Source organism: Paenibacillus sp. FSL R7-0331, assembly GCF_000758645.1.
In the GTDB taxonomy this organism is placed as follows: domain Bacteria; phylum Bacillota; class Bacilli; order Paenibacillales; family Paenibacillaceae; genus Paenibacillus_AQ; species Paenibacillus_AQ camerounensis.
This window is the reverse complement of record NZ_CP009284.1, coordinates 2,784,797-2,809,011: the sequence shown is the minus strand read 5'-3', so window position 1 is coordinate 2,809,011 and position 24,215 is coordinate 2,784,797. Positions and strand designations below refer to the sequence as shown.

Annotated in this window: 23 protein-coding genes; 3 read left to right on the top strand and 20 right to left on the bottom strand. The window is 49.4% G+C overall.

What is annotated here, in order from left to right; translation table 11 throughout:
- Position 1: 1 nt before the first annotated feature.
- The 14 genes from R70331_RS11505 to R70331_RS11440 form a co-directional block, all read right to left on the bottom strand.
- Positions 2 to 1,456 carry a class I adenylate-forming enzyme family protein gene (locus R70331_RS11505; protein WP_042175514.1) on the bottom strand — a complete coding sequence of 485 codons (1,455 nt, stop codon included), beginning with the start codon at positions 1,454 to 1,456 and terminating at the stop codon, positions 2 to 4.
- A 25-nt stretch (positions 1,457 to 1,481) separates the two neighbouring features.
- Positions 1,482 to 2,828 (bottom strand): B12-binding domain-containing radical SAM protein, encoded by a 1,347-nt coding sequence (locus R70331_RS11500; RefSeq protein WP_042175513.1) that lies wholly within the window; start codon positions 2,826 to 2,828, stop codon positions 1,482 to 1,484.
- On the bottom strand, positions 2,810 to 3,685 hold the full coding sequence (locus tag R70331_RS11495) for a hypothetical protein (protein ID WP_042175511.1): 876 nt from the start codon (positions 3,683 to 3,685) through the stop codon (positions 2,810 to 2,812). Before R70331_RS11495 ends, R70331_RS11500 begins: the two co-directional genes overlap by 19 nt.
- 73 nt (positions 3,686 to 3,758) lie before the next feature.
- Positions 3,759 to 4,025 (bottom strand): hypothetical protein, encoded by a 267-nt coding sequence (locus R70331_RS11490; protein WP_042175510.1) that lies wholly within the window; start codon positions 4,023 to 4,025, stop codon positions 3,759 to 3,761.
- A 267-nt stretch (positions 4,026 to 4,292) separates the two neighbouring features.
- Positions 4,293 to 4,598, bottom strand: coding sequence for a glutamine amidotransferase (locus R70331_RS11485; RefSeq protein WP_081947585.1), 306 nt, complete (start codon positions 4,596 to 4,598; stop codon positions 4,293 to 4,295).
- A gap of 92 nt (positions 4,599 to 4,690) precedes the next feature.
- Positions 4,691 to 5,791, bottom strand: coding sequence for a GerAB/ArcD/ProY family transporter (locus tag R70331_RS11480; protein WP_042175507.1), 1,101 nt, complete (start codon positions 5,789 to 5,791; stop codon positions 4,691 to 4,693).
- Complete coding sequence (locus R70331_RS30485; protein ID WP_052419026.1) at positions 5,791 to 7,050, bottom strand: Ger(x)C family spore germination protein; 1,260 nt, start codon at positions 7,048 to 7,050, stop codon at positions 5,791 to 5,793. The genes R70331_RS11480 and R70331_RS30485 overlap by 1 nt, the downstream gene beginning before the upstream one ends.
- A 23-nt stretch (positions 7,051 to 7,073) precedes the next feature.
- Positions 7,074 to 8,585 carry a spore germination protein gene (locus tag R70331_RS11470; protein ID WP_042175504.1) on the bottom strand — a complete coding sequence of 504 codons (1,512 nt, stop codon included), beginning with the start codon at positions 8,583 to 8,585 and terminating at the stop codon, positions 7,074 to 7,076.
- A 136-nt stretch (positions 8,586 to 8,721) separates the two neighbouring features.
- A complete protein-coding gene (locus tag R70331_RS11465) occupies positions 8,722 to 10,212 on the bottom strand; it encodes a hypothetical protein (protein ID WP_052419025.1) in 1,491 nt (496 codons plus the stop codon).
- A gap of 1 nt (position 10,213) precedes the next feature.
- Complete coding sequence (locus R70331_RS11460; RefSeq protein ID WP_042175502.1) at positions 10,214 to 11,065, bottom strand: hypothetical protein; 852 nt, start codon at positions 11,063 to 11,065, stop codon at positions 10,214 to 10,216.
- A gap of 189 nt (positions 11,066 to 11,254) precedes the next feature.
- Entirely contained in the window at positions 11,255 to 11,665 is a 411-nt protein-coding gene (flgB, locus tag R70331_RS11455) for a flagellar basal body rod protein FlgB (protein WP_042175500.1), read from the bottom strand.
- Positions 11,666 to 11,667: 2 nt separating this feature from the next.
- Positions 11,668 to 13,104 carry a HAMP domain-containing sensor histidine kinase gene (locus R70331_RS11450; RefSeq protein ID WP_042175499.1) on the bottom strand — a complete coding sequence of 479 codons (1,437 nt, stop codon included), beginning with the start codon at positions 13,102 to 13,104 and terminating at the stop codon, positions 11,668 to 11,670.
- Positions 13,094 to 13,774 carry a response regulator transcription factor gene (locus R70331_RS11445; RefSeq protein WP_042175498.1) on the bottom strand — a complete coding sequence of 227 codons (681 nt, stop codon included), beginning with the start codon at positions 13,772 to 13,774 and terminating at the stop codon, positions 13,094 to 13,096. The genes R70331_RS11450 and R70331_RS11445 overlap by 11 nt, the downstream gene beginning before the upstream one ends.
- Before the next feature lie 189 nt (positions 13,775 to 13,963).
- On the bottom strand, positions 13,964 to 14,425 hold the full coding sequence (locus R70331_RS11440) for a GNAT family N-acetyltransferase (protein ID WP_042175495.1): 462 nt from the start codon (positions 14,423 to 14,425) through the stop codon (positions 13,964 to 13,966).
- Positions 14,426 to 14,555: 130 nt separating this feature from the next.
- On the opposite strand from R70331_RS11440, the gene R70331_RS11435 reads away from it, so the two are divergent.
- A complete protein-coding gene (locus R70331_RS11435) occupies positions 14,556 to 15,008 on the top strand; it encodes a MarR family winged helix-turn-helix transcriptional regulator (protein WP_042175492.1) in 453 nt (150 codons plus the stop codon).
- Positions 15,009 to 15,161: 153 nt separating this feature from the next.
- Here the strand turns inward: R70331_RS11435 and R70331_RS30480 are convergent, their stop codons facing one another.
- The 3 genes from R70331_RS30480 to R70331_RS11420 form a co-directional block, all read right to left on the bottom strand.
- A complete protein-coding gene (locus R70331_RS30480; protein WP_052419024.1) occupies positions 15,162 to 16,658 on the bottom strand; it encodes a WG repeat-containing protein in 1,497 nt (498 codons plus the stop codon).
- Positions 16,659 to 16,849: 191 nt separating this feature from the next.
- Positions 16,850 to 17,383, bottom strand: coding sequence for a chromate transporter (locus R70331_RS11425; protein WP_042175490.1), 534 nt, complete (start codon positions 17,381 to 17,383; stop codon positions 16,850 to 16,852).
- A 13-nt stretch (positions 17,384 to 17,396) separates the two neighbouring features.
- On the bottom strand, positions 17,397 to 18,032 hold the full coding sequence (locus tag R70331_RS11420; protein ID WP_042175488.1) for a chromate transporter: 636 nt from the start codon (positions 18,030 to 18,032) through the stop codon (positions 17,397 to 17,399).
- Between the two features lie 217 nt (positions 18,033 to 18,249).
- Between R70331_RS11420 and R70331_RS11415 the strand changes: the two genes are divergently transcribed.
- Positions 18,250 to 18,564: an ArsR/SmtB family transcription factor gene (locus R70331_RS11415; protein ID WP_042175485.1), complete on the top strand. Its 315-nt coding sequence runs from the start codon at positions 18,250 to 18,252 to the stop codon at positions 18,562 to 18,564.
- Positions 18,561 to 21,029 (top strand): DsrE/DsrF/DrsH-like family protein, encoded by a 2,469-nt coding sequence (locus R70331_RS11410; protein ID WP_042175481.1) that lies wholly within the window; start codon positions 18,561 to 18,563, stop codon positions 21,027 to 21,029. Before R70331_RS11415 ends, R70331_RS11410 begins: the two co-directional genes overlap by 4 nt.
- Positions 21,030 to 21,098: 69 nt before the next feature.
- Here the strand turns inward: R70331_RS11410 and R70331_RS11405 are convergent, their stop codons facing one another.
- The 3 genes from R70331_RS11405 to R70331_RS11395 form a co-directional block, all read right to left on the bottom strand.
- The gene (locus tag R70331_RS11405; protein WP_042175479.1) at positions 21,099 to 22,205 is read right to left on the bottom strand and encodes a glycoside hydrolase family 88/105 protein; all 1,107 of its coding nucleotides are present in this window, start codon (positions 22,203 to 22,205) and stop codon (positions 21,099 to 21,101) included.
- A 90-nt stretch (positions 22,206 to 22,295) separates the two neighbouring features.
- Entirely contained in the window at positions 22,296 to 23,129 is an 834-nt protein-coding gene (locus R70331_RS11400; RefSeq protein ID WP_042175477.1) for an AraC family transcriptional regulator, read from the bottom strand.
- A 128-nt stretch (positions 23,130 to 23,257) separates the two neighbouring features.
- Positions 23,258 to 24,211, bottom strand: a complete 954-nt coding sequence (locus R70331_RS11395; RefSeq protein ID WP_156131110.1) for an aldose epimerase family protein — start codon at positions 24,209 to 24,211, stop codon at positions 23,258 to 23,260.
- Between the last annotated feature and the right edge of the window lie 4 nt (positions 24,212 to 24,215).

The window sequence follows — 24,215 nt, the reverse complement described above, 5'->3', positions numbered from 1 at the left end:
CTTATTCAAGCTTTGCTTCCAATTCTTTTTTGTTAATTTTACCGCTAGTAAGCTTTGGCAATCCGGCGCATTGCATAATACGGAATTTAGTAGGCGCAAGCGCATCATTTAGCAGCTGAAGAATATCAGGATACAGTCTGCTTGATTCCGAATTCGCCGAGTAAAAGATGCCTACCGTATGGCTTACATCCGAATAAACCGCTGCTGTCTCCGCTATGCCGGGCAGGCTCCCGATTTGCTGTTCCAGCTCATGCAGTGAAATCCTTCTCCCTGCCGCTTTAATGAAAGAATCTGTTCTGCCGGTAAACGTCAGCACACCATCGGAATTACAGGTAACCGTATCTCCCGTATGATAGTAGCCATTCTGATCAACAGGCTGCTGTTCCTCATAATTCCAATAACCCTTCATTACGCTATCCCCGCGTATCAGCAATTCACCGCTGACCGGTTCAATCATCAGCTCATATCCGGGCACAGGAAGACCCAGAATAGTCCCTTCCTCCAGAAAAGAAGCTTCCGGCATCACCAGTACGATACCCGTAGTCTCCGTACATCCCCAAACCGATATCAGCTTTTTTCCCGTCCTGTTATAGAATTTGAACCTAAGGTCGTATGGAACGTTCTCCCCGGTCCCCAGCAGGAATCTAATGCTCTGCCAGTCTTCCCGGCTCTGGCATATTTTCAGCAGGTACGACAAGGTGTGCGGAGTAGCCAGCAAATGTGTCAGACGGTGCTCACGCATGTGATGCCCGAAGCTCCGTAATTCGTGATTGGCTAACAACAGACACCGGGCTCCAAACAGCAGAGGTCTGGTAAATAGTTCATGGGGGTGCATATCCGGGGCAAACAGACAGCAGTAACAGTCTTCTGTGTTAAGAGGGAGGCGCTCGCTGACAAGCAGCGCATTCATAATAATCTCCCGGCTCCCTGTTCTCACCGCTTTAACTCTGCCGGTAGAGCCTGAGGTGAGATTATAGTAACTGGCATTGGCCTCTGACGGGGAGTACGTATAGCCTGCATAGCTGTCGCTCAATTCATATGGAATAAAAGTACTGTCCGTTTCTCTTATATAGCCGTCCTTAGCAGGCCTGATCCTACACATTACATAGGACTTGCTGCCCGGCTGGCTGTATCCTTCGTATTGAATGAGAACGTTCACCGGGATCAGGGATAAAATCTGCTGCAGCCGGATTTCCGCTGCCTGCTCGGGAAGCGGAACGACAGACAGTCCAAGTCCCAATGCAGACACATACAGGAGGACAAGGGAAACGCAGCGGGGAGCCGATATCCCTATAACATCCCCCTCGCGCAAGCCCTGTGAGTGCAAATAGCCCTGCAGCTCGCGCACCTTACACAGCAGCATACTGTAAGTCAGCTCCTGCTCGGCATCGGCCACCGCAGGACTGCCGCCGATGTGCCCGGCCCATTGCTCCAAGTAGTCATTAAATGTGTACATCCGGATTGCACCTCTTTTCAGGAGCTCAGCACTCTGGGCAGACCATAGAAAGCTGGGGGTGTGCTGTTTGTTTACAAGACATCGCCTTATAGGCTGCTCTCCATTTACTGATTTTGAGCAGAAGGTTCATTGAGATAAATCTGCCGTCCAGGTGAGTCAGCACAAAGTCAAAGATCCGTTCATCAAAGCCCAGAAAGTGCGGAATAAGCAGCTCATTGCCCGTTTGCCCAAGCAGCGTTTCCAGTCCGCTTCCCGGTGAGATCCTTATCCCAAAGGAAAAGAAAAGCTGACCCGGCTCTAGAAACCGGTTGGCAAACTCACAGGTTTCTTTAATAGTCAGCTCTGTTTCTCCAGGACCGCCGAATAACAGCAGACCTACAAGATTTACTTTATATTGGGCGCATAGGGCTATGAATCTGCTGATGGTATGAACAGAAAAGCCTTTTTTCAAGTTTGTCAGCATAGCGGGAGAAAAGGTATCGAACGAAACACTCAAGGTCTTACAGCCTGAGAGAGCCGCCAGCCTCAAAAACTCTTCATTGCGGGTCGGCCTGGCATATGCAGTCCATTCAAGCTCCGGCAGATTAAGTTCAATCAGCAACAGACAAAGATTCCGGGCATGCTCAGGTGAAATATTGATTAAAGAATCAGTAAAGAACAGCTCTCTTACGCCGATTTGATAGAGTTGGATAATTTCATTACGCAAAAGGTTCAGTGGACGGGTATAATGGGTATTCTGGTCGAGCAAACCGTAAGAGCAATAAATACACTGCATCGGACAACGGCCTCCGCACCGGGTCGGAATGCCGATCTGCTTCGCCCCAAGTGCCAGATAAGCCTTCACAAGCTCCGGTTGATACTTAATTTCGAATGCAAACCGTTCAGGGCAGGTTCCGCCAATACCCGCAAGCTGGTCATCCTGCATTTCTTCGATATGGCCAGTAATAAATTGAAATAAGCGTTCCTCTGTATCGCTGTCTATAGCGGCATCAAAGGGAAATACTTCAGCAAATCCTTTGGGGTAGGCGGTAAAGGCGCTTCCTCCCAGAAGAATTTTTACATCGGGATTCCGTTGCCTGCCCTGCTCTATAATAAAGGTTGTGATTTTCAGATAATAATCTACCAGATATTCACCATCCAGCTCCATGGAATCCAGGTTTCTGATGGAGAATGCGATGCAGTCGAACTCTTTTTCCAAAAAATCCAAGGTTTCCAGCAAGTCCGGACGCTGCACAAAATCGATAAAATCAACTTCTGCGCCCATTTCGGATAACAGTGAACATACATAATTGGCTCCTACCGGGAAAACCGGACTGAATCCCAGATTCGGCAGTGAATTAAGATTGACCAGAATTACCTTATAGTTTCGCATAGCACATTTCCTTTAACGGATTTGAAAAGATAATGGGTTTCATGACCGCACTCATTGGTATACGGCGAGAATCCCGAAAGACGAAGGAGCGTAATTTTCCGCTGATGCTCCAGGTTTATTCTATATGTAGTTAGCCCGTCACGGTTCAGCACAGCCAGCAATTGAACAATAGCTGCCGTGATATCCAGTTCAGGTCTGGAAGAAAGTGTAAACATTGCGAACAATGTATCTCCATAAATACACCACCGGATGCCTGCGGCTATTCCCAGTTCATCCTCTCCGACAAACCAGCCTGATTCCGGATTAGTAAAATCACCGCTCAGATTGACACTATCAATAAAAGAGCTTTGTGCTTCTGCAAGACTCTCAATAGCGGTGCTGTCTTCTGGCACAGCGTACCGCCACTGTAGCCAGCTGTCCTTAATCTCTGCCTGCCGCAGCCGCTGAAGTCCGGTATCCTTAAAAAACAGCCGGTAGACCGGTCTGACGGATGAACTGAATTTCAGCCGCTTCATCATCACAGATTTCCAGGAGGGCATGTCGTCAATCCATGTAATAAAGCCATCCGTTACACATCCGGAAAGGGAGTCTACGGTGTGCTGAACCAATTGATAACAGCTCCAGATATTATGATTCTCAGGACGGACATAGACCCCGTATAAGAATCCCCATCCTGAAAGCAGCACTGTCCGGTGGCATCCCATAATAAGGCCATTATTTTTGAGCACTTCCCATCTGATTAGTCTGCTATGCCATGCTTCAAGCTCAGCGGGCAGCTCTTTCATGAACGGGATGTGTAACCGGGACATCTCCTCAAGATCGGAAAGTGTAGCTGTACTGTAGATTTCTGTATCCATACATTCAGCTCTCCTTAATTAAAAGCTGAGTATGGATAAGGTCCCATACTCAGCTCAACAGTAAGTAAACGATTTATTTTGGCTGATCACATGAACTCATTGCAATGTTCGATTTGTTGATAAACTCCACGTTATTGGAAAGCTTACCTACAACCGCTTCAAATAATTGCGGATTCTCGCTTAATTGCTTCGTAAAGTCAGCAAGGCTGATCCCCAATCCAGATGCTCTCAAAGCAGCTTCAGGACTATCAGCAAATTGTTTAACAAAATCAATATTCTCCATACGTTCGAGCAAGCCGGAGAATAAGCCTGCTGTTTGTTGTACAGCAACTGCCGCCATATCTGTCACCTCCTTTCCCTATAATCCATAAAGAAAATCGATGTGTAAGTATGTGAGTTGTTCTTATATTAGTTTCTCTCTTTCAAATTGTCAATCATATCCATTTATAATTATTTTTAGGTAAATTTCTTTTTTATAAAATATAATGATTTATCTGTATTAATATCTTTATAATTCTTCATTAATACAGTTAATTTACCGTAAAAAAAAGATGAACCGCCCTCAAAAGGTGCGGTTCATCCGTAAAGCTGTCCAGTATAGCTTCATCTATTGCAGCGACTTAACGAAATTAGACCAGAATGCAGAGTAAGGCTGCCAGTCCATAAATTCCGTCGAGCCCCAATGCGGGGAGCAATCGCTGGCAAAAGCAGCGGTTTTCCCTTCACCGAAGGTGCTTACGGTCAGAATGGCATCGCTATTATAGCTCAGCAGCTCATTGGCCTCCGGCTTGGCAGCAAGCTTATTGTAGCCGAGCAGCCGCGGCCAGTCGCCATAGCCCACCAGCGGATGCTCCTGTGCCACCACCGGTGAGAAGCCGGCTGGCATCTCCACGCGGTCATCGCCCGGCTGCATCACTGACGAATATTTAATACAAACACACACGAAACACACGGCAGCATATTACATGCTCCGTGTGTTTTCATAATTAACATAACAACCCCGGACTAGCCTCCTGAACGCCTTCCATGGCGGATAAAAGAAACTGCCAGTAAAAACAACGGAATCGCAACCATATTCACCGGCATCACATACCGGACCCAGACTCCCTTCAACAGCAGGCCCGCTGGCGGATTCAGCTTGATGACCAGCATCGTGAGAATAAAGGTTGCCGGTGCTGCCAGCCAAGTGATTTTTTTCCAGCTGCGCGTTTTCCCAATCCACTGTGCCAATCCATAACAGGTAATGAACATGTAAATCGACAGCTTCACGAAGATGCAGACCAGCCATATTGCCATCACAAAAACATCCATATTCTGAATGAACTCCATCAGGTAGACCAGCTTGACCATCTCAAAAAACGGGAATTGCAGCCGGCTCCCAACCGCCGGACCAAAGGTCATAATGACCCACAGAACGCCGAGCAGCAGCAGGAATGATGAGAACCCTACTCCCAGCAGCACGGCTTTGCGCGTTTCTTGTCCGGGATGCTCCACAAAGGGAAACAGCATCATAAGCAGCACAGCTTCACCCAGCAGCGAGACAGGGGCAAGCGCTCCTTCTACAATTGTCATTAGCCCTGTATCTGCATATACAGGCAGCACCATTGTCCAGTTAAGATTATTAAAGGTCAGGCCTAAGGTTAGCGCCAGAATAACTATAACTATCGGTCCCCAGAGCTCGCTGACTCTGCCAATCGCCTCTATCCCTCCATGGTATACGGTATACAGCACCACACCAATCATCGTACCGATCACAACCCAGTCCGGTGTTTTGTAGAGAACACTTAGGCGGATGAACAGATATTCATCTCTGAGGATCAGGCTCATCACCCAGAACCACTGGAGGATAAAGGGGATGATGATCAGTTTCCCGCCCCATTTTCCCAGAATGGCTGTGCTGTACTGTATTAGAGTCTGGTGCGGATAACGGGAGCTGAGCCGGGCGGCGGCATAGGTGATGATCAGCCCCGCTGCTCCAGCCACAATGTAGGAAATCCAGGCATCCTGCTTGGCATTGTGTATCGTAGCTGTCATCGAGATAAGCAGGTTCATGCCGATCTCCATCATCAGAATCATCCAGAACAGCTGACGGTTGCTGATCTTCATTACTTATCACCGCCCTCTCTGTCAGGCAGCAGGGATTCGCCTGTAACTCCAGTTCCCGTGAGATTCAGCTTAACCTTTATATCCAGCTCAATGTCCGGAAAGACAGTCTCCCAGTCAGCGGCAAGCTTCTTCCAGCGGTAGGGATGAAACTGGTGAAGCTTGTCTCCTAGCCCAAAAATATCACTTTTGAAATCCTTCTGCACCTTTTTGACGACCTCTTTGACCCGTTCTTCAAGGTATTCATTCATCCGGGCCTCCACTTTCTCTATATTCTCCGTTTTGGACAGATTCAGCGGCGAGTCATTTTCCTCTATGTAGCCCTTTCCCTGAAGCCGAATGCGGAACCTAGGCAGCTCACCGTCAAAAACAGGAGTGATCTGACTCTTGAAGGTATCCACGTTCACTGTTACAGCCTGGCTGCTTGTCGCTCCGGATAATGCATCTGCGGCCGCCCCGCCCGGCTGATCAGCATCAATAGCATTGACAATTGTAGTAAAATTCCAGCCGGTCAGCTGATCCGTAATCCACAGTCTGACCCAATATTCATTATGATTCAGATAACCCGCCAGCTTCAGCTGACTGTTAAAAATAGCCGCCCCGTATAAACTGAGTGTCGTTTGCGGCGGACTGTCATTTTTACTTTTTTTGTCCATCTTCACTTCGGGGGGCAAAATCATGAGCGCGGGCATAATTCCGCAGCCGGTGCCATTAGCCATGATGTAGAAGTCGAGCAACGACCGGCTGATCGGCGCACCGCTTTTCTCCTGGATTTTCTGCACTGCTATCGCCGGATTAGTCTCAAGCTGGTATGCCAGGCTCATTGCATCCTGCGCCGTCCCCTCTTTGACGACAAAAATATTCGTCCGCGGCCGGACCATTGGGCTTCGTCCGTACTCATCAAGGATAGAGAAGACGCCATGCTCCGCCAGCTTTTCCCCGATAAAGATATTACGCCGGTGCCCCGGAAAAATAACCCTCGACAGCTTTCTCTGCATGTTCTGTTCCGCGTCCCGGTTGTTTTTGCCATATGCGCTTTCTGTCATGAAGCCGGAACGGCCGCCCTGTTCCCCGCCCTGCTGTCCGCCAGATTTCGAAGCGAGCGGGAGCACCAGATTGGCGGTCGCCAGGTAGACTCCCTCCTTCTCCAGATCCATTCCCCAGCCCAGCACAATGGCCTGATCATTCAGCTCCTGCCTGTCCCAGCAGCCAGTGAGGAGCAGCGGCAGTATCAGAATCAACGCCGTTATTTTTCTGTACATACCTCCGCGCCCCTTTCCGCCTGTTATTTCTTTCGTTTGGGGAACCGGGCAGCCCCGCTCTGGGCCAGCCACGGCTGCAGCCAGCGCATCTTGGATTTGGGCGCCCGGACAAGCACATCATTCAGATTACGGATTGTCATCGGCGCATAGGGTGACATATACGGCACACCAAAAGGCTCCAGCGTTACCATATGAACAGACAGTACAATGAGAAACAATACAATTCCGTAGAAGCCCAGTACCCCCGAGGCGAACAGCAGCGGAAACCGGAGCATCCGGTAAGCCGTCCCCAGGTTATAGACCGGAAAGGCAAAAGAAGCAATCCCAGTAAGGGAAACAATAATGACCATCGGAGTTGAGATAATTCCCGCAGCCACAACCGCCTGCCCTATAACCAGAGCTCCCGCAATACTGACCGCCGGTCCAACCTGCTGGGGCAGCCGAATGCCGGCTTCACGCAGGCCTTCGAATATAAATTCCATGATCAGCGCCTCAATCACAGCCGGCAGCGGTACGCCTTCCCGGGCAGAGGCGATGCTGACCACAAGCGGTGTCGGGATTACCTGCAGATGGTATGTGGTCAAGGCCACGTACAGTGAGGGCAGCAGAAGAGAAACATGAACAAAGGTATACCGGATCCAGCGTACAAAGGTAGCGTAGATAAACCTGTCAGTATAATCGTCCACAGCCTGCAGTCCAGTCCAATAGGTCATGGGTAAAATCAGCACGAAAGGCGTATTATCCGTGATGATAACGACTTTGCCCTCCAGCAGGCTGGAGACTGCCACATCCGGACGCTCTGTATTCTGAATTTGCGGAAACGGCGAGAACATATTGTCCTCAATATATTCTTCGATATTGCTGGAATGAATAATACCGTCCAGCTCAATTGTTTGCAGACGCTTCCTCACTTCCTTGACCAGTTCTTCCTTAACGATACCCTCCATATAGCCGATCACAATCTCTGTCTCCGTCAGCCTGCCCAGCGTCATGCATTCCAGCTTCAGCTTGGAGGAGCGGATCCGCCGCCGGAGCAGAGAGGTATTGGTACGAAGCGATTCTATGAACGCATCCCGCGGCCCGCGCACAACCTTTTCCGAAGTAGCCTCTTCAATGGAACGCTGCTCCATTTTGACCAGATCGGCCAGCATTACAAACGCATTTCCCTCTGTGAAAATAGCTGTTTCCCCGCGCAGGATCGCCTTAATAACCTTCTGTGTTTCATAGACGATGCTGATCTTTATCGAGGGTATAAAAATCTCCTTCAGCTCAACCTTCCGGACCTCATCCACCCGCGAACTGCTGCGGAAATGCTCTATCAGCGGCTGCAGCACAAACTCATCCACCGCCTGGACATTACACATCCCGTCCACATGAATCAGCGTTGCCCGGTTTATTCCCCCGATACTGCAGTGCCGGTACAACACATCTGAACAATTCAGAAATTCCAGCTGCATCCGCTCAATATTGAACGCCAGATCTGAAGACAGCATTTCCGGCTCTTCGCGCTTACTAAATGTTGTCTGCTGTTCCATTAGACATCCCCCCATTGTTGGTATTTGCAGGGAATGGGGTAAATATTCATCTTTATTCATGTTTTCAAATCTAAAAGGAGACGGCACAATGCGCCGCCTCCTTACTTATGCTCAATCTTTTATCATATTTAAATGGTTATCCCATAAAAAAGTCAAACAAATCGTCGTCGGTCCGCAAGATTCTGGACTCCTCCACCCCCATCTCCACTGCCAGCTCAACGGAAGCTGCAGCCAGCACGGCCGAATTCGCCTTCACATCAAAGGCTGCTTCCATCAGTGAATGATACCGGCTGTATGTCTGGTTTATCCGGGTAATGATCTCTTGATAGACCTGGTCCACTTTTGCCAGTATGGAATCTGTGTAAGCATCAAGCATACGCTTTAATTCCAGCTCTCTTGCCTCAAGCTTCCCCTTGGCAAAACCCCAAATCAGGTTAGCTGTTACTGTCCCTATAATGGAGCCCAGTACAGGAACCGGAATCAGCATCTGGCCAATGGCTCCCCCTGTCGCCGCGATTCCCGCTTCGATGCAGAGCACCTGTCCTTGTGTAACAAATTCATCCATGGAGATTTGCTCGCGCTTTAAATCTGCCATCAAGGAGGATAACCCCATCATCGCACTGGCTGCTGCTCCGGCAAATGGAGCGGATAGTGAGGTCAGATTAGTCAGCGCATAAATAGTTCCGGCTGTAACACCCGCCTTCGCTCCGGCCTTTGCACCATCAAGCCCGATCTCCTGCCAATCCGCCCGTTCAAAGTCCTGAAGCCTTTTCCCCTCCTTCACCTTACGGTAAATGACGGTAATTGCGGTTAACGAAGCTGTAACAGCTGCAGCCGTCCCCGCTGCTTTGACTCCTTCCCGAATGGAAGGAGCCTTTTGCGCTTCAATCTGTTTCACTTTTTCTTTTCCATCCTGACGGATGTCTTTTTGGATTCGCTGGTTTTCATCCACAAGCTGATCCTGAACTTTGGTAACTGTCCCGCCTGCTGTACCCAGCTGGACTTCCTTATATTCTGAGATAGAAGGCTTGACTACATCCTGGAAGCTCCGTCCGGTACGCTGTTCAAGATCCTCCACCTTATGAAGAATGGCCCGGACAGATTTTTCGCTTAAACCGGCCGGTGTACCACCAGCGCGGATAGTCTGAACGATCTCGTATTGATCCTTTGGAATTGTGTAGTCCATCGATAAACTTTCATATTTCTCAAAATGCTCCAGCACATGCTTGAGTGTATTATTGGTACCGTTGATAAACTTCGACTGAACCTTAATGCCGTTTAGTATAAAATCCTCCGGTGCCGTTCTTCCGACACCTTCAAAGGTAGCTACCTCCGGCATGCCGTGCAGTGCTGCCCGGGCATTGCGCACATGCACTTCCATTTGCTCCGCCACTTCTCCATGCTTCGTCTGCTGGGAACCCAGGATATTATCCGGCTTAGCAAGGAACTGGCGCATTTTTTGCATCTGGCCCAGGGCATTTTCGAAATACGACTCTTGTTGTCCTTGAGCGGCCAGCATGTCCCTTACAGTCTGGTCAATATTACGGGCAGCAGCCTCCTGTTTCCAGTCATTAAACGCGCCAATACCGGCAGCAGTAATCTGGTCCTTCCACACCTGTGAAGCCATCTTATTTGCCGACTTCCTTCATAAACAACGCCGACAGGCTTTCCGTATTGTTAATTATCGCCCGCAGAACATCCCGCTGATCCTGGCTGAACTCCGTAAAGGACCGAATCGATCTGACAGCCCCGGTAAAGGTCAGCAGACTCTGCTCTAGGCCGGTTGCAAGCTTCTGCGTGGATTCCTTCAGGTGCACAATCTCGGTATTAGTAGCTTCCAGCACCCTGGTCGCTTTAACAATTTCCACCCGCTCATTGTCTGCTTTGATCGCTGCCTCCTTGTTCTTCTTGTTGGCAAGAAAACCACCGGCTGCAAGACTCGCAGCACCAATGCCCCAGCCGATTGGTCCTGCCAGGGCGAGCAGGGCACTGCCCCCTGCCATACCGCTGCCGCCGGCTGCAAGTGCACCGCCGCCCAGCCAAGCCAATGCCGCATTTGTAGCCGCAGCTCCCGTCAGTCCGGAAATAGCAGCGCCGGTCGAAGCTGTGCCGAATGTAGTAGCGATCGCCATTGCTGCCGTTGGGGCAAGTGCAGCCGTAGCCACACCTGCTGCTACACCCGCTGCTGCGCCGCCTCCAGCCAGCTTAATCATTGCTTTTTCATCATATGAAATTTCACTCAACGCCTTAAAGCTGGCCAGATTAATACGAACCTGTTCAATACTCTTGGCAAACTCCTTCGGGGTATTAGCAAGTGTATTTATATAAGCCTCCACTTTTTTGATAACATCGGCGCCATAAGTCCTGGCATTATGTAATTTGATGGCATTACCCTTTACCGCTTCAGTAGAAACCTCATATTTGTGCATTGCAGCTTTCAGCTTCACAACTGCTTCTTTCTTTAATGAGCTGTTTAACATGTTAGATTGCTCCTTCAACTATTAATCTGGGTCTTTTTACATAGTAATATAATCTCGCCTGACAGTGTGTCGCTTGTTGTCGGAAAAATATTTTTAGGATGCAAGACATTGGAGCTATAACCGTTTTTCCTACTGAACATGCAAAAAAGAGCCCAGCCGCACATCGCGGTCTGCACTCTTTCATCAATACTATTTCAAATTTTGCAGCATATCTCTTATCTTCGTGTAATGCCCGCTGACCTTATCGGCCATGTAATTGTACATCAGCTGATTTTGCGCCAGAATAGCCATTTCCTGATCCACATCCACATTGTTCCCGTTGTTATTCATCGCTGTATCGCTTGTTCTGGAAATCTTGTACGGAATGACGGGGGCTCCGGTATCCCTGATGGAGATATGCTTATCATGGGTCCTTCTGACATCCAGCTCCTGCTGCGAGCCGCTGTTGATGACACGCCTGAGCTGCTCCTCGAATTCCACCGTCTTCTTCTTGTAATTAGGCGTATCCGCGTTGGCAATGTTCTCGGCAATTGCCTGATGCCGTGCATTCAATACCTGCAGAAAAGACTCGTTTATCTGTGAAGACCTGCTCTGGATCATGATTACACCTCCTTGTCACTGCCTGCTGATTGTTCATTTGATAAGGGAAACTGTAAGGTGACTCTGGTCCATTCCCCATATACGCTGGTTATCTCCAGCTTACCTGCGTAGCTGCCCATTAATCTGGTTGCAATGGCAAGTCCCAGCCCGTTACCTCCATGCTTGCGGCTTCGCGCCTTGTCCACGCGATAGAACCGGTTAGTGATCAGATGCAGTTCATCCTCCGGTATGCCCATTCCGTAATCCGTCACTGCTATTTCCAGATTGCCGTTTGTCAGCGCTGTATTTATGCGGATCTCTTTGGCGGGGCCGGAGTATTTAATCGCATTATCCAGAATGATGATCATCAGCTGCTGAAAATGGCTTTTTTGCACACGCAGAATATAATCATCGCTGATCTCCTGCCGGGTGCTGATAAGGAATTCCCGGTTCAGTGTCTGAAAATTCTCAACAATCTCCCCGATAACCTGCTTTACTCTAATCGTCTCCTGGAACTCCTTGGCGGCAGCGCCGGAATCATCAACCCTTGTCAAAATCAGCAGCTCGGAGACCATTTGAATCAGCCGGTTCGTTTCATTCAAGCTGAGCTGAATCGATCTGCCCAGAACCTCCGGGTCATCCTTGCCCCAGCGTTTGATCATGGACAGATGCCCGTGGATGATGGACAGCGGCGTCTTTAATTCATGTGAGGCATCCTCAATAAACTGCTGCTGCTGCTTGAAGGACTTCTCCAGACTGTCCATCAGCTCGTTGAACATCAGTGACAGCTCGGTCATTTCATCCTGATGATTGCTGATTTGGACACGTTCATTCAGCCCGTTTTCCCTGATCCGCTTCATCGTTCGAATCATCGAATTGATCGGATTAAGCAGCTGGAACGAGATCAGCCGGCCTCCCACCAGACTCAGCACAAGCGCTGCCAAGCCGGTGATGATGAACAGCGTGGTGCTGAGATTGATTAAGCTTTCAAAATTCTCAAGATTCCGAACGATTTCAACCGTACCGCTGAAGCCGTCAAATTCCACAGGCTTTCTGTAGATTAACAGCGCATCTCCCCCGGGAGATACCTCAAGCAGCTCCTCTGAGCTGACATTTCTCGGCTGAACCCAATCTTCAGGCACATGGTCAGACAAGCTTAGAATCGGGGTGTGATCGGCGCCGACAATCCGGATCAGCTGGTAGCGCTCATTAAGAATCTCTAGATATTCCTTGGCCTCTGCCAGATCGCTTCTGTCCCCGTAATCCTGGATAAAGGCAACAATCTCTGCCATGTTATTGCGGATAATTTCCTTTTCGTGATTGTTCACCCAGTTTTGGATCACAGTATATTGCAGCAGATTATAGGACAGAAACAGAAAGAGCAGCAGAAAAGCAGCCCATAGAGTAAGTTTCCACTTAATATTTATATTTCTTAAGGAAAGCTTTCTTTTATTTCTCATCCCGCATTATATATCCTATTCCTCGGATGGTTTGTATATATTCTTCCTTGTCGGCGGTCTCCAGCTTGTTGCGGAGATGCCTGATGTACACGTCTACGACATTGGTTTCAATCCCCACATCGTAGTCCCAGACCTGCTCGACCAGCATTTCCCGTGTCAGTACCCGGTTGATATTTTTCATTAAAATAAACAGCAGCTCGTATTCCTTCTTAGTCAGCTCAATCCAGCGGTCGCCCTTTTTCAGCATTCTGGAGTCAATATGCAGCTCTAAATCCTTAAATACAAGGAACATGGAGGGCTGGCTGCTGAGCTTCTCATTCCTTCTCACGATTACCCTGATTCTGGCCAGCAGCTCTTCAATGGCAAAAGGCTTCGGAATATAGTCATCAGCTCCGCTATCCAGGCCGGTAACTCTGTCCATCACACTGTCTCTCGCTGTAATCATGATGATCGGCGTATCCTTTACGGCCTTGACGCGCCGGCAAATTTCAATACCGTTCAGCTTGGGCAGCATCAGGTCCAGCAGGATAATGTCCCACTCCTCGCCGAGCGCGGCTTCCAAGCCTTCCCTTCCGTCATAGACGGGCCTGGCCTCGTAACCTTCATGCTTGAGTTCCAGTGTAATAAAATCAGACAAGCCTTCCTCATCTTCTATTACCAGGATGCGCATCCTTTATGCCTCCAATAGTGACATTACTTATAGCTATCATTATAACCTGTTAAAATAACACGGCGCTTAACGCAAAATGAAATTTTTTTCATAATCCAATGAGCCTTGAATGCCCGGCACACGGCGTAGAACAGAAATAACCAATGATCCTTTATCAGGTTCATTGGTATTAATGTCTGTTAATTGAGTTCAGGAAGCAGTCACTCTTGTCATAAACACACTATAGGGATCTTCCTCATAATCTGCGAACGGGGCGCAGTATTCAAATCCGAATCGTTCGTATAATTTTCTGGCGGCTTCAAAGCCGTCTGTAGACCCTGTTTCCAGACTCAACCGCTGGTATCCCAGCTTGTCCGCTTCTTCAAGAATATGAGCCAGCAGCTTGGAGGCAACGCCTTTTCTGAGGTGCTGCCTGGAAGTGCGCATAGATTTGAGTTCCCCGTGCTGATTCCCAAGATCTTTAAGCGCGCCGCAGCCTAGTAGCTCCCCCTCCTCCCAGGCACTCCAGAAGGTAATACCCGGTCCTTTAAGCTTGTCTATGCCCAAAGCATGTACACTCTCCGGCGGAGATTGATCAAACATACTTTGCAGATGCTCGGTTATGAGTGCAACAATTTCCTTACCGGTCAGATCATCAATCCTGATATCCATTCCTTCCACTCCTCCGTCACAATGAGTTCAACGACAAGGACGATTATATATGATATCATCTTTGTTGTAAATACAACATGCAAATGCAAGTTATACCTGTAGCATCCATCAAATATTGAAAGGTGATCCTATGAGAGAGATCCTTCGTGAAGTCGGAATGATAGCCAGAGCCCTGGACTCAATAAGTAATATAGAATTTAAAGAAATTCATCTTACAAAAGGGCAATATTTATATTTGGTACGCATATATGAGCATCCGGGAATCATTCAAGAGAAGCTGGCCGAGATGCTTAAGGTAGACCGGACAACCGTAGCCCGCGCAGTTCAAAAGCTTGAACGCCAGGGGTTTATCCTAAAAAAGGACGATGAGTTCAACAAGAAATGGAACAGACTGTATACTACAGAGCAAGGAGATCAGGTGTATGCCTTTCTGAAAAGAGAAGCAGATCACACGGACCTCGTTGCCCTGGACGGGCTCACTAAGGAAGAGTCAGAGACCCTGCACCAGCTGCTGCACAGGGTCAGAAAGAATGTCGAGGTGGATTGGGATTTTGTGAAGAAGGGCAACCGCCGGAAGTACTGATACAGCAAAGACCTCCGTTGGATTGAATGGAGTCCCATACAATTCAGCGGAGGTTCTGCCAGTAATGGATCATCAGCCCTTTAAAGTCCGGTATGCTAAGCCTGCCCGCTCCTTATGCACCTCATAAGCCTGCACCACATGTTCATTTCGAATCTACTCCTCACTCCACACAACTTCACCGACTTTATTAATCAGAAATGCAGAATATTCGTTGTTCATTAAACCCTTGAAGGCTTTACCAGCTCCGGCAGTAAAATTCCCCCCAAAGCTGTAGGCAGGATTTACAATTACTTTGCCTGCCAGATTCATGAAGCCCATTCCGTTATCCCCATAGTAAGAGAGGATCCCATCGCCAAAACCGGCAATTTGCCCTGCACCCGGAACAGCAATAATATTACCCTTGGTACCCACGAGCCGGTACGTATAATCGTATTTGCCGCTAATGGCCAGCAAAATATATCCGTCGTGAAACTGTCCGAGGAACGTGCTCCCCCCGCTATATTTGGGCTTCACGATCCAGTTGCCTTTGATGTCGATTAGACCGCTTTTTCCGTTCAGTGCTGCTGTAGCGACCCCTTCAGAGAATGAACCGGCGTAGTCATAAATTGGCTTGATTGCCCACTTGCCTTTGGTGTTGATGAAGCCTGTACGGATCACACTTTTACCGCCGATTATTGTCCGTACGGTAACGGCAGCCAGGCCATTTGAGAATGACTCACTGCTCTGCAGCCCGGTTACGGTTGGAATTACCGTTTTGCCGTTATGGTCGATGTAGAATGTTTTGGCTCCGGATACCTTCGCAAGCCCATCCGAGAAATCATTGGCCCGGTTGTAAATGGCCGGAATGACCACCTTGCCTGCACGGTTAATATAGCCCATCTTCACAGTAATCCCGCCGCTCTCCGTCTTGACCAGATCCTTGAACCAGGCTAGACCCTCGCTGAACTGGCCCAGCTGGTAATGCGGCGCTTCGATAGCCAATTCTCCAGAACGGTTCATGAAGCCTGCGGTGTAACCGGATTTTTTTACCGGAATCAGTTCCTCATAACCAAAATCAAGCACTGATGCATAGGACGTCTTCAGCTGCTCCTGCCCCTGATTATCGACGGACACGGTTTCACCTTTGACATTGAAATTGAACCAATATTGACTCTCCAGCTTTGTTTTGGCATCACCGGTCACAGGTCGCAGTTGAATCAGGTTCGTTCCGGGAACTGTAGAATGGCCTTGGCCGCCCATCGCGCCTGCCAGCGCAAGATCAATAAACCAGGCACCGTTGAAGTTGCGGGGAACTTGGGCCGACAGCTGGGTTTTTGTGCCGCCTTCATGTCCCAGCAGCGCTGTCTTGGTCCCTAGCCGGATAACAGCTTTGTATCCCTTTGCATCCTTGAGAACGATCTCTTTATTGTCTACAGATTCAAAAGTATAGCCAAAACGCTCTGCAACCGGACGCAGCGGCACCATAACAACCCCGTCTATCTCAATGGGACCTTCCGGAAAAAATAAATGCTCACCCTGGTCAAACACCTCCCAGCGGTCAGCATGTGCATAGGTGTTCCCAAGTCCGAAAAAAGCAGCCAGCGTGAACAAGCCAGCGGCCAGCATGACCGTCAGCCGGCGGTTATTGATAAACAAACGATGTCGCTGCATATGAAATCCCCTCCTGTTAACCTCTCTAATTGGATTATAATGGAATGCAATCTATTAGACGCCCGGACTATGAAATAGTTGCAGGGTTTAAGCGCCCGGCTGTAAGGTACAAAAAAAGAGCAGCCGGTTATCCGGCTGCCCGATGAACTGAATTAATGATGTGCAACTACTTAGATGGACAATAATGCAGCTTAGAACAAAACAATCCCGCCTACCGCCGATAACAGAATGACCGCAAATGGATGGATTTTATATTTAAGTACCGCTATCAGACTTGCTGCACAGATCAGAATCATTCCGGCAGCTGACCAGCTTACCCAAGATCCGTTAGTGCTCCCTATCCCAAAATGAATGGCTGCATAAATGATGAGCCCGGTAATAATAGGACGTAATCCGTAAAAAGAGGAACGTACCCAGGTATTGCTTTTCATCCGGAGAAAAAATGCGGTAAACAGAATGACAATCAGGAGCGATGGCAGAATAATGCCTATTGTAGACACGATTCCGCCTATCACTCCCATTTGCGAGTAGCCGATCAATGTGGCTGTATTTGTTGCAATCGAGCCCGGTGCCATCCCTGCCAATGCAACCAGCTCCTGGAACTGCCCTGCTGTAACCCAGCCCTTTTCCGTAATCTCGCGTTGGATAAGTGCAATCACGGCATAACCGCCGCCAAATGAGATCAGTCCAACCTTAAGGAACAAAACAAACAATTCACCTAACATGTTACCAGCACCTTCAGATGTAATATTCGAGGTAATTCAAATCAGCCTGCTGATCCTTCACCTTCTTCTCCGTTTGTGCCGAGAGTCCCAAAACCCTTTTGACCGCTATAATAGAGACTCCTGCGACTGGTCCCCCCAGAATCAGATACAAGGAGTGAAGCGGTGTGAACAGCAGCAGAACAACACAGCCAGATGCAATCAGCAGCGTGGGAATATCCATAATAGATGCCTTGCCAATTTTTACAGCAGCCACAATAATTAGTGCCACAACTGCAGCATGCACTCCTTTCAGCGCAGCCTCTACCTTGGGAACATCCTTAAACAGCATGCCTAGTATGCTCAGGATGAGTACGATGAGAATGGTGGGCAGCGTAATTGCAAAAACGGCAACGGCCGCTCCAGCAACACCTGCTAGCTTATATCCCACAAAAGCAGCCGAATTGACGGCAACCCCTCCCGGGGCGGAACCGGCAACCGATACCATATCTCCGATCTCATCCGGCTCCAGCCAGGCCTTTTTATTCACAATTTCCCGCTCAATCGCCGCGATCATGGCATAGCCGCCTCCAAAGGTCGAAGGTCCCAGCTTAAAAAAGATAATAAACAACTGCATTAAAACGTTAAGATGATCCTCATTCCGAGCTTTCATTACAAACCTCCGTACCCGTATTGCGCCGTTTTCCTGTTCATACCTTAAAAGTATAACACGTTAAATTCATTTTGGATAAAAGTAAGCCCGGATCATTATGCTTTTCTGGCTGATCCTCGTTTGCGGAGCAAAGTTCTATTTCCCGCAGCATTTGACTTTGCAGAAACTATATCGTATTATTCGAATATAAGGATATATAACAAACGGGAGGTACACCATGAATAATAGCGCTTTTCTTGACAGTGATTCCAAGCAATTTAACGAACTGGCTGAATTACTAAAGGCTTTGTCTCACCCTGTCCGGTTGTGCATTGTCCGCGGTCTGATGCGTAAGAAGAAATGTAATGTATCCTATATGCAGGAATGCCTGGACCTTCCGCAATCAACCGTTTCCCAACATCTGCAGAAGCTGCGCAGTGCAGGCATTGTTGCGACCGAGCGCAATGGCCTGGAAGTGAACTACGTACTTGCTGATCAACGGATTGCGCAAATTATACTTATTTTATTTGGAGAGGAAGATTGTGAATCATGAGCAGGAAAGTATTGATTGTTGGCGGAGTTGCCGGAGGTGCTTCCGCAGCAGCCCGTCTGCGCCGTCTGGATGAGCATGCCGAAATTATTCTTTTTGAGAAAGGCCCTTACATCTCATTTGCCAATTGCGGCTTACCTTATTATATAGGCGGTACAATTTCGGACCGCGAACGCCTGCTGGTACAGACCCCTAAAGGCATGGCTGACCGTTTCCGGATTGATGTGCGGATACAGAGCGAAGTTGTTGGCGTAGATCCTGTCAAACGTACGGTTCAAGTCCAGAGCGAGGGACGGGGGCTGTACGAAGAGGGCTACGATGAGCTGATCTTATCACCAGGTGCCCGTCCAGTCATTCCGGATCTGCCGGGGAAGGATCATCCGCTCATCCATACCGTCCGCAACATTCCGGATGTTGATCGCATAAAAGCACTTATTACTTCTCATAACAACCAATATTCTATTGTTATCGGCGGCGGATTTATTGGTGTCGAAATGGCTGAAAATTTAAGGGAGGCCGGATTAGATGTAACACTGATTGAAGGTAACGAGCAGCTGCTGGCACCCTTTGATCCCGAACTGTCCGCTTCTATAGCCCAGGAAATGGAACAGCATGGTGTTAATCTGCTGTTCTCACAGCGTGTCCAGGGCTTCAGGTCCATTAACGGAGGTATTGGCGTAGAGCTTGCCGACGGCCGCCTGCTGGCTGCAGATCTGGTCATTCTGGCGATTGGGGTTACTCCGGACACAGCTTTTCTGCTCGGAAGCGGAATCGGGCTTGGCGAACGCGGACATATCCTTGTTAATGAAGCGCTGGAAACCAATCTCCCGAATATTTATGCTGCGGGTGATGCAATTGAGGTTATGGACTTCATTCATGGCACCAGGACGGCGGTTCCGCTGGCTGGCCCCGCCAACAAGCAAGGCCGAATCATTGCCGACCGGATTGCCGGACTGAATTCCGTATATAAAGGAACCCAAGGCTCATCCATTATTAAGGTATTCGGATTGACCGGAGCATCGACAGGCAGCAATGAGAAGACATTGAAACGCCTTGGAGTCAGCTATAGGGCGGTCATCGTCCATCCCGGGTCCCATGCCTCCTACTATCCCGGCGCAAGTCCGATAACCCTTAAACTGCTGTATACGCCGGAAGGTAAAATTCTTGGCGCACAGGCAGTCGGCTATGACGGGGTGGACAAACGGATTGATGCGATAGCCGCAGCTATTCATTTCGGGGGTCATATCAGTGATCTGGCAGAGCTTGAACTGGCGTATGCCCCTCCATATTCGTCTGCAAAAGATCCGGTTAACATGGCCGGATATGCAGCAGAAAATAATTTAGCCGGCCGTGTACAGCTTTTCAACTATGACCAGCTCGATCTGCGCGAGCCTGAACAAACCATCCTGCTTGACGTACGCAGCGTACTGGAGCATCAGAACGGGCACATCCCGGATTCAATATCCATACCGGTAGATGAGCTCCGCGAACGGATGCATGAGCTGGACGCTTCCAAGGAGATTTGGGTCTATTGTCAGGTTGGCCTGCGCGGATATACTGCTGCCCAAATACTGAGACAGCATGGCTATCAAGTAAAAAACCTCAGCGGCGGCTATAAAACGTACCGGCAGTCGCAGTATAAGCCTGATCCCATCCCGGGATGGAACAGCAGTAACGGAACGGGCCTGTTTAACAGTGATGAGGGCTCAGGTATAAGCGAGCCTCCTTTTCAGGCGGACAACGAATTAGATGTATGCGGCTTAAGCTGTCCGGGCCCGTTAATGCAGATCAAGCAGACTATGGATCAGCTGGCTGAGGGCCAGAGCCTGCGTGTAAAAGCTTCTGATCCCGGATTTTATGAGGATGTGAAGGCATGGGCGTCTATGTCCGGTGCCCAGCTTCTTCAGCTGAATCGGAGCCCCGGTGGTATCATAGAAGCGGTAATTGCCAAGACGAAGCCGTCCCCTTCACCTTCTTCTGGTGTTATTTCTGCTGCGGAGCCGGCAAGTACCATGGTTGTCTTCAGTGGTGATCTGGATAAAGCGATAGCCTCTTTTATCATTGCCAACGGGGCTGCTGCCAGCGGCCGCAAAGTAACAATGTTCTTCACCTTCTGGGGTCTGAGCATATTACGCAAGCCGCAGCCTCCGTCTGTATCGAAAACCGTGCTCGGACGGATGTTTAGCATGATGCTGCCTTCGAGCAGCCGTAAGCTCGGCTTATCCAGAATGAACATGCTCGGTGCAGGTCCGAAGCTGATCCGCCGCATCATGGCAGGCCACAATGTCGCCTCTCTTGAAGAGCTCATTCAAAGCGCAGCCGCACAGGGTGTGGACATGGTTGCCTGTCAAATGTCTATGGATGTTATGGGCATCCATAAGGAGGAGCTCATGGACGGGATTAAAATCGGCGGAGTCGGTTATTATTTGGGTGAGGCGGCTTCAGCGAATCATAATCTTTTTATCTAAAAGATGCATAACAAAAAAACTACTGATGAGCATCAGTAGTTTTTTTTATACTATTATTTTATGAACAAATTAGATTGCACTCTTAGTTTTAGCCAGGCTCATCTCCGCGCACATCAGCAGAAAGCCGCCTACGCCATGCAGATCATTTTCACAGGTGGGACGGGCGATGTAATGGGCATATTCGCCGATGCCGGTTCCGATACAGATGTTGCCGATAACCACATAACCCTCATCATCAACCATCAAGGTGTCAATTACGCCCTGATATCCTTTCCAGGCATATTCCATATAACGTTCATCCAGATAACCGAAGCGGACAGCCTTGGCAATCGCATGTACATACAGGGCAGTACAGGAATTCTCCAGCCAGTTATCAGGATGATCAGTCTTATCTGTCACCTGATACCATAGCCCCGTTGCCGGGTCCTGGAACCTTGTCAGGGCAATCAGCAGCTCCTTCGTAATTTCTGCCAGCCTGGCCTTGTCTTTATGGTCCTCCGGCATATATTCGAACATTTCCAGCAGCGCCACAGGGTACCAGCCGATAGCACGCCCCCAGAACTCCGGCGCCTGCCCGGTAACCGGATCAGCCCACGGTGCCTGCTTACTGGCATCCCAGCCGTGGAACAGCAGGCCGGTCCGGGCATCATAGGTATGCTCATGCACAAGCAGCGCCTGGAACGTCATCATGTCGATGTACTCCGGCTGGCTGAAAGCCTCAGCAAACATAGCCGCAATTGGCCCTGCCATATAAAGCCCGTCCAGCCACATCTGGTTGGGGTAACGGTCTTTATGCCAAAATCCGCCTTCTTCATTAACCTTCCAGCTTTTCAGCAAAGGAACCAGGGTAAACAGCGCTGTCTTGTAGCGTTCATCCCCCGTTTGCTTATACAGGTTGAACAGCAGCACACCCGGCTGGATATCATCCAGCTGTTCCCGGTGGAACTCCTTAATGCTGCCGTCCGGCTGTACCTGAGAGTCCACCCAGCGTTTAATATAGTCAAAGTATTTATCCTCGCCGGTCTGCTGCCAGATCTTTTCCATTCCGGATAAGAAAACGCCCTGATGATAGTGAAAATAATGCGGCGGCAATTGCTCCGGTTCAAATTTGTGCATTAGCGCTTCACAGGCTTTTTCTCCCCAGGCGATAGGGGTTAGTACTGTTTTCTCGGTCATGAGCGGTGCTCCTCCTCGGATTCAATTCATTCTCAACCCGATAGTAACACAGCGATCTGCGCATTTTTTGCGGAAAAGGCGTAATCCTTCTTATATCTTGCGGTAAAATAACGGCGGCTTCCCGGTCACCTGCCGGAATACCCTGCCGAAGTGGCTCACACTGCCGAACCCCACCTTACGCGCGATCAAATGAGCAGGCAAGCCGGTGTCAGCCAAAAGCCTGATGGACTCCTTTACCCGTACGCTGTTCACATATTCCACAAAGGTAAACCCTGTCGCCTTCTTGAAGAACCCGCTTAAATAATACGGACTGATGAAAAAACGCTCTGCCAGCAGCTGCAGCGACAGCTTCTCCATGTAATGCTCGTTGATATACCGGACTATACCGGATATCCGCTCATGCATCGGGCTGGGGTATTCAGCCGGCTCCTCATTGTCCTCTGTCATTCTGCGGCAGCTAAACAGGATCAGCTGCTGAACCAGCGTCAGTACAAACAGCTCAAACCCCGGCTCACCGCGCTGAACCTCGCCGATTATTCTTCTGGCCAGCTCATCGGTATACAGCCGCTCCTGTATACTGCACCGGATGATCCGGTAGTCTGCCCCAAGCAGCGGAGCAAATACCTCCTGGCCGCCCACCCCGCTTGGCAGCATCAGGTCCCTGTGGATGTTCACGATCAGCCGCTCATGCTGGGGCTCAGCCGCATTCGTCGTGCGGTGAAGCACATTAGGCGATACAATCATCACATCCCCCTCCTGAATCTCCATTGTCCGGTCACGGATGAAAAACTCTCTTTTTCCGGACAGCAAATAATAGATTTCATATGTCGGATGGAGGTGAAATACCGGCATGTTATGGGACTCCGCCTGACGGTGCGTCAGCTCAAAGGTTGCATCGTTGTTGCTGAATCTTAAATCACTCACTTGGGTTTCTCCTTTTGGAACTGCTCTCAGACAGCTGATCTATCTCCTTTACAGCTTATCGTAAGCGCTTGCTTAATACCACAAAAATCCCGGACCAGAAGGCTCCGGCCGGGACTTTACAGCAGCATTTATTTATAGATCTTCATCATATTGTCCATCCCGTTTCCCAGAGTCAGCTCCATATGCCAGGAAAAGAACGAACGGGGCGGGATCAGGCGGGCCGTTCCGTTGCGCATTGCCATATCCAGTGAATCATAATAGCCGATGCCCGGCTCCAGCGCACAGGTTACCCGGTCATTAAACATCCCTTCATCCACCCAGATGCCCAAGTAAGGTACTTTATCCGCCGGAACCGTCAGGCACAGGAAGTCACCGCTATGCTCACCATATAAACCGGAGCAGCCCTGGGGAATGTTCCCCGGGTAATACAGCTTTCTGCCGTCTCCCGTCATTGCCGGAATAATAAGTGACAGCTGATCCCAATTGTAAAGCCCTCCGGTCTTCAGCCCATGTCCGCCATATACACACAGGAGCTCTCTCATGTTCTCTGGTATAACCACCCGTGTCGGCTCAGTAACTGCAAACTGCGGGTGCGGAACCCATAGAAAAGGTAAGGTTTCGTCACCTGGATTGTCGACATGGTAATCAAACCGGATGATGTCTGCGGAAGGACAGGAGATGGTTCTGGTGAACACATACGGAACCACGGGTCCGCGTACAGAGCTGATAATTGAATCTGCCCTGAGCCTGCAATCCCAGGGAAGCGGCCATATTTCCCCATGATCAGGGATAACACCCTTCGCCCCTATAACCCAATGACAGCTATTTATTGTCGGAAAACACTCATCCCAGCCGCTCATATCCCCATCAGCAAAGGATGAGCCGTAATCCGGCTTCCGCAGCCTGCGCAAGCCGGAGTTCAGCATCCATTCCTTTCCTGTCGGTTTATATAGAATCGAAACCAGCTTACCGCCGATTTCCGGCACGGTTTCCAGCCTGATCAGCCCGCTGTCAAGTACGACAGAATGAAAGCCTTTATATGTGGAGGCGGTAATCTTAACCGGACTGCTTGATGACATCATCCTG

Excerpts from the sequence above, each read along its gene's own strand:
- R70331_RS11505 (WP_042175514.1), bottom strand. The coding sequence starts at position 1,456 with ATGTACACATTTAATGACTACTTGGAGCAATGGGCCGGGCACATCGGC.
- R70331_RS11500 (WP_042175513.1), bottom strand. The coding sequence starts at position 2,828 with ATGCGAAACTATAAGGTAATTCTGGTCAATCTTAATTCACTGCCGAAT.
- R70331_RS11495 (WP_042175511.1), bottom strand. The coding sequence starts at position 3,685 with ATGGATACAGAAATCTACAGTACAGCTACACTTTCCGATCTTGAGGAG.
- R70331_RS11490 (WP_042175510.1), bottom strand. The coding sequence starts at position 4,025 with ATGGCGGCAGTTGCTGTACAACAAACAGCAGGCTTATTCTCCGGCTTG.
- R70331_RS11485 (WP_081947585.1), bottom strand. The coding sequence starts at position 4,598 with ATGCAGCCGGGCGATGACCGCGTGGAGATGCCAGCCGGCTTCTCACCG.
- R70331_RS11480 (WP_042175507.1), bottom strand. The coding sequence starts at position 5,791 with ATGAAGATCAGCAACCGTCAGCTGTTCTGGATGATTCTGATGATGGAG.
- R70331_RS30485 (WP_052419026.1), bottom strand. The coding sequence starts at position 7,050 with ATGTACAGAAAAATAACGGCGTTGATTCTGATACTGCCGCTGCTCCTC.
- R70331_RS11470 (WP_042175504.1), bottom strand. The coding sequence starts at position 8,585 with ATGGAACAGCAGACAACATTTAGTAAGCGCGAAGAGCCGGAAATGCTG.
- R70331_RS11465 (WP_052419025.1), bottom strand. The coding sequence starts at position 10,212 with ATGGCTTCACAGGTGTGGAAGGACCAGATTACTGCTGCCGGTATTGGC.
- R70331_RS11460 (WP_042175502.1), bottom strand. The coding sequence starts at position 11,065 with ATGTTAAACAGCTCATTAAAGAAAGAAGCAGTTGTGAAGCTGAAAGCT.
- flgB (WP_042175500.1), bottom strand. The coding sequence starts at position 11,665 with ATGATCCAGAGCAGGTCTTCACAGATAAACGAGTCTTTTCTGCAGGTA.
- R70331_RS11450 (WP_042175499.1), bottom strand. The coding sequence starts at position 13,104 with ATGAGAAATAAAAGAAAGCTTTCCTTAAGAAATATAAATATTAAGTGG.
- R70331_RS11445 (WP_042175498.1), bottom strand. The coding sequence starts at position 13,774 with ATGCGCATCCTGGTAATAGAAGATGAGGAAGGCTTGTCTGATTTTATT.
- R70331_RS11440 (WP_042175495.1), bottom strand. The coding sequence starts at position 14,425 with ATGGATATCAGGATTGATGATCTGACCGGTAAGGAAATTGTTGCACTC.
- R70331_RS11435 (WP_042175492.1), top strand. The coding sequence starts at position 14,556 with ATGAGAGAGATCCTTCGTGAAGTCGGAATGATAGCCAGAGCCCTGGAC.
- R70331_RS30480 (WP_052419024.1), bottom strand. The coding sequence starts at position 16,658 with ATGCAGCGACATCGTTTGTTTATCAATAACCGCCGGCTGACGGTCATG.
- R70331_RS11425 (WP_042175490.1), bottom strand. The coding sequence starts at position 17,383 with ATGTTAGGTGAATTGTTTGTTTTGTTCCTTAAGGTTGGACTGATCTCA.
- R70331_RS11420 (WP_042175488.1), bottom strand. The coding sequence starts at position 18,032 with ATGAAAGCTCGGAATGAGGATCATCTTAACGTTTTAATGCAGTTGTTT.
- R70331_RS11415 (WP_042175485.1), top strand. The coding sequence starts at position 18,250 with ATGAATAATAGCGCTTTTCTTGACAGTGATTCCAAGCAATTTAACGAA.
- R70331_RS11410 (WP_042175481.1), top strand. The coding sequence starts at position 18,561 with ATGAGCAGGAAAGTATTGATTGTTGGCGGAGTTGCCGGAGGTGCTTCC.
- R70331_RS11405 (WP_042175479.1), bottom strand. The coding sequence starts at position 22,205 with ATGACCGAGAAAACAGTACTAACCCCTATCGCCTGGGGAGAAAAAGCC.
- R70331_RS11395 (WP_156131110.1), bottom strand. The coding sequence starts at position 24,211 with ATGATGTCATCAAGCAGTCCGGTTAAGATTACCGCCTCCACATATAAA.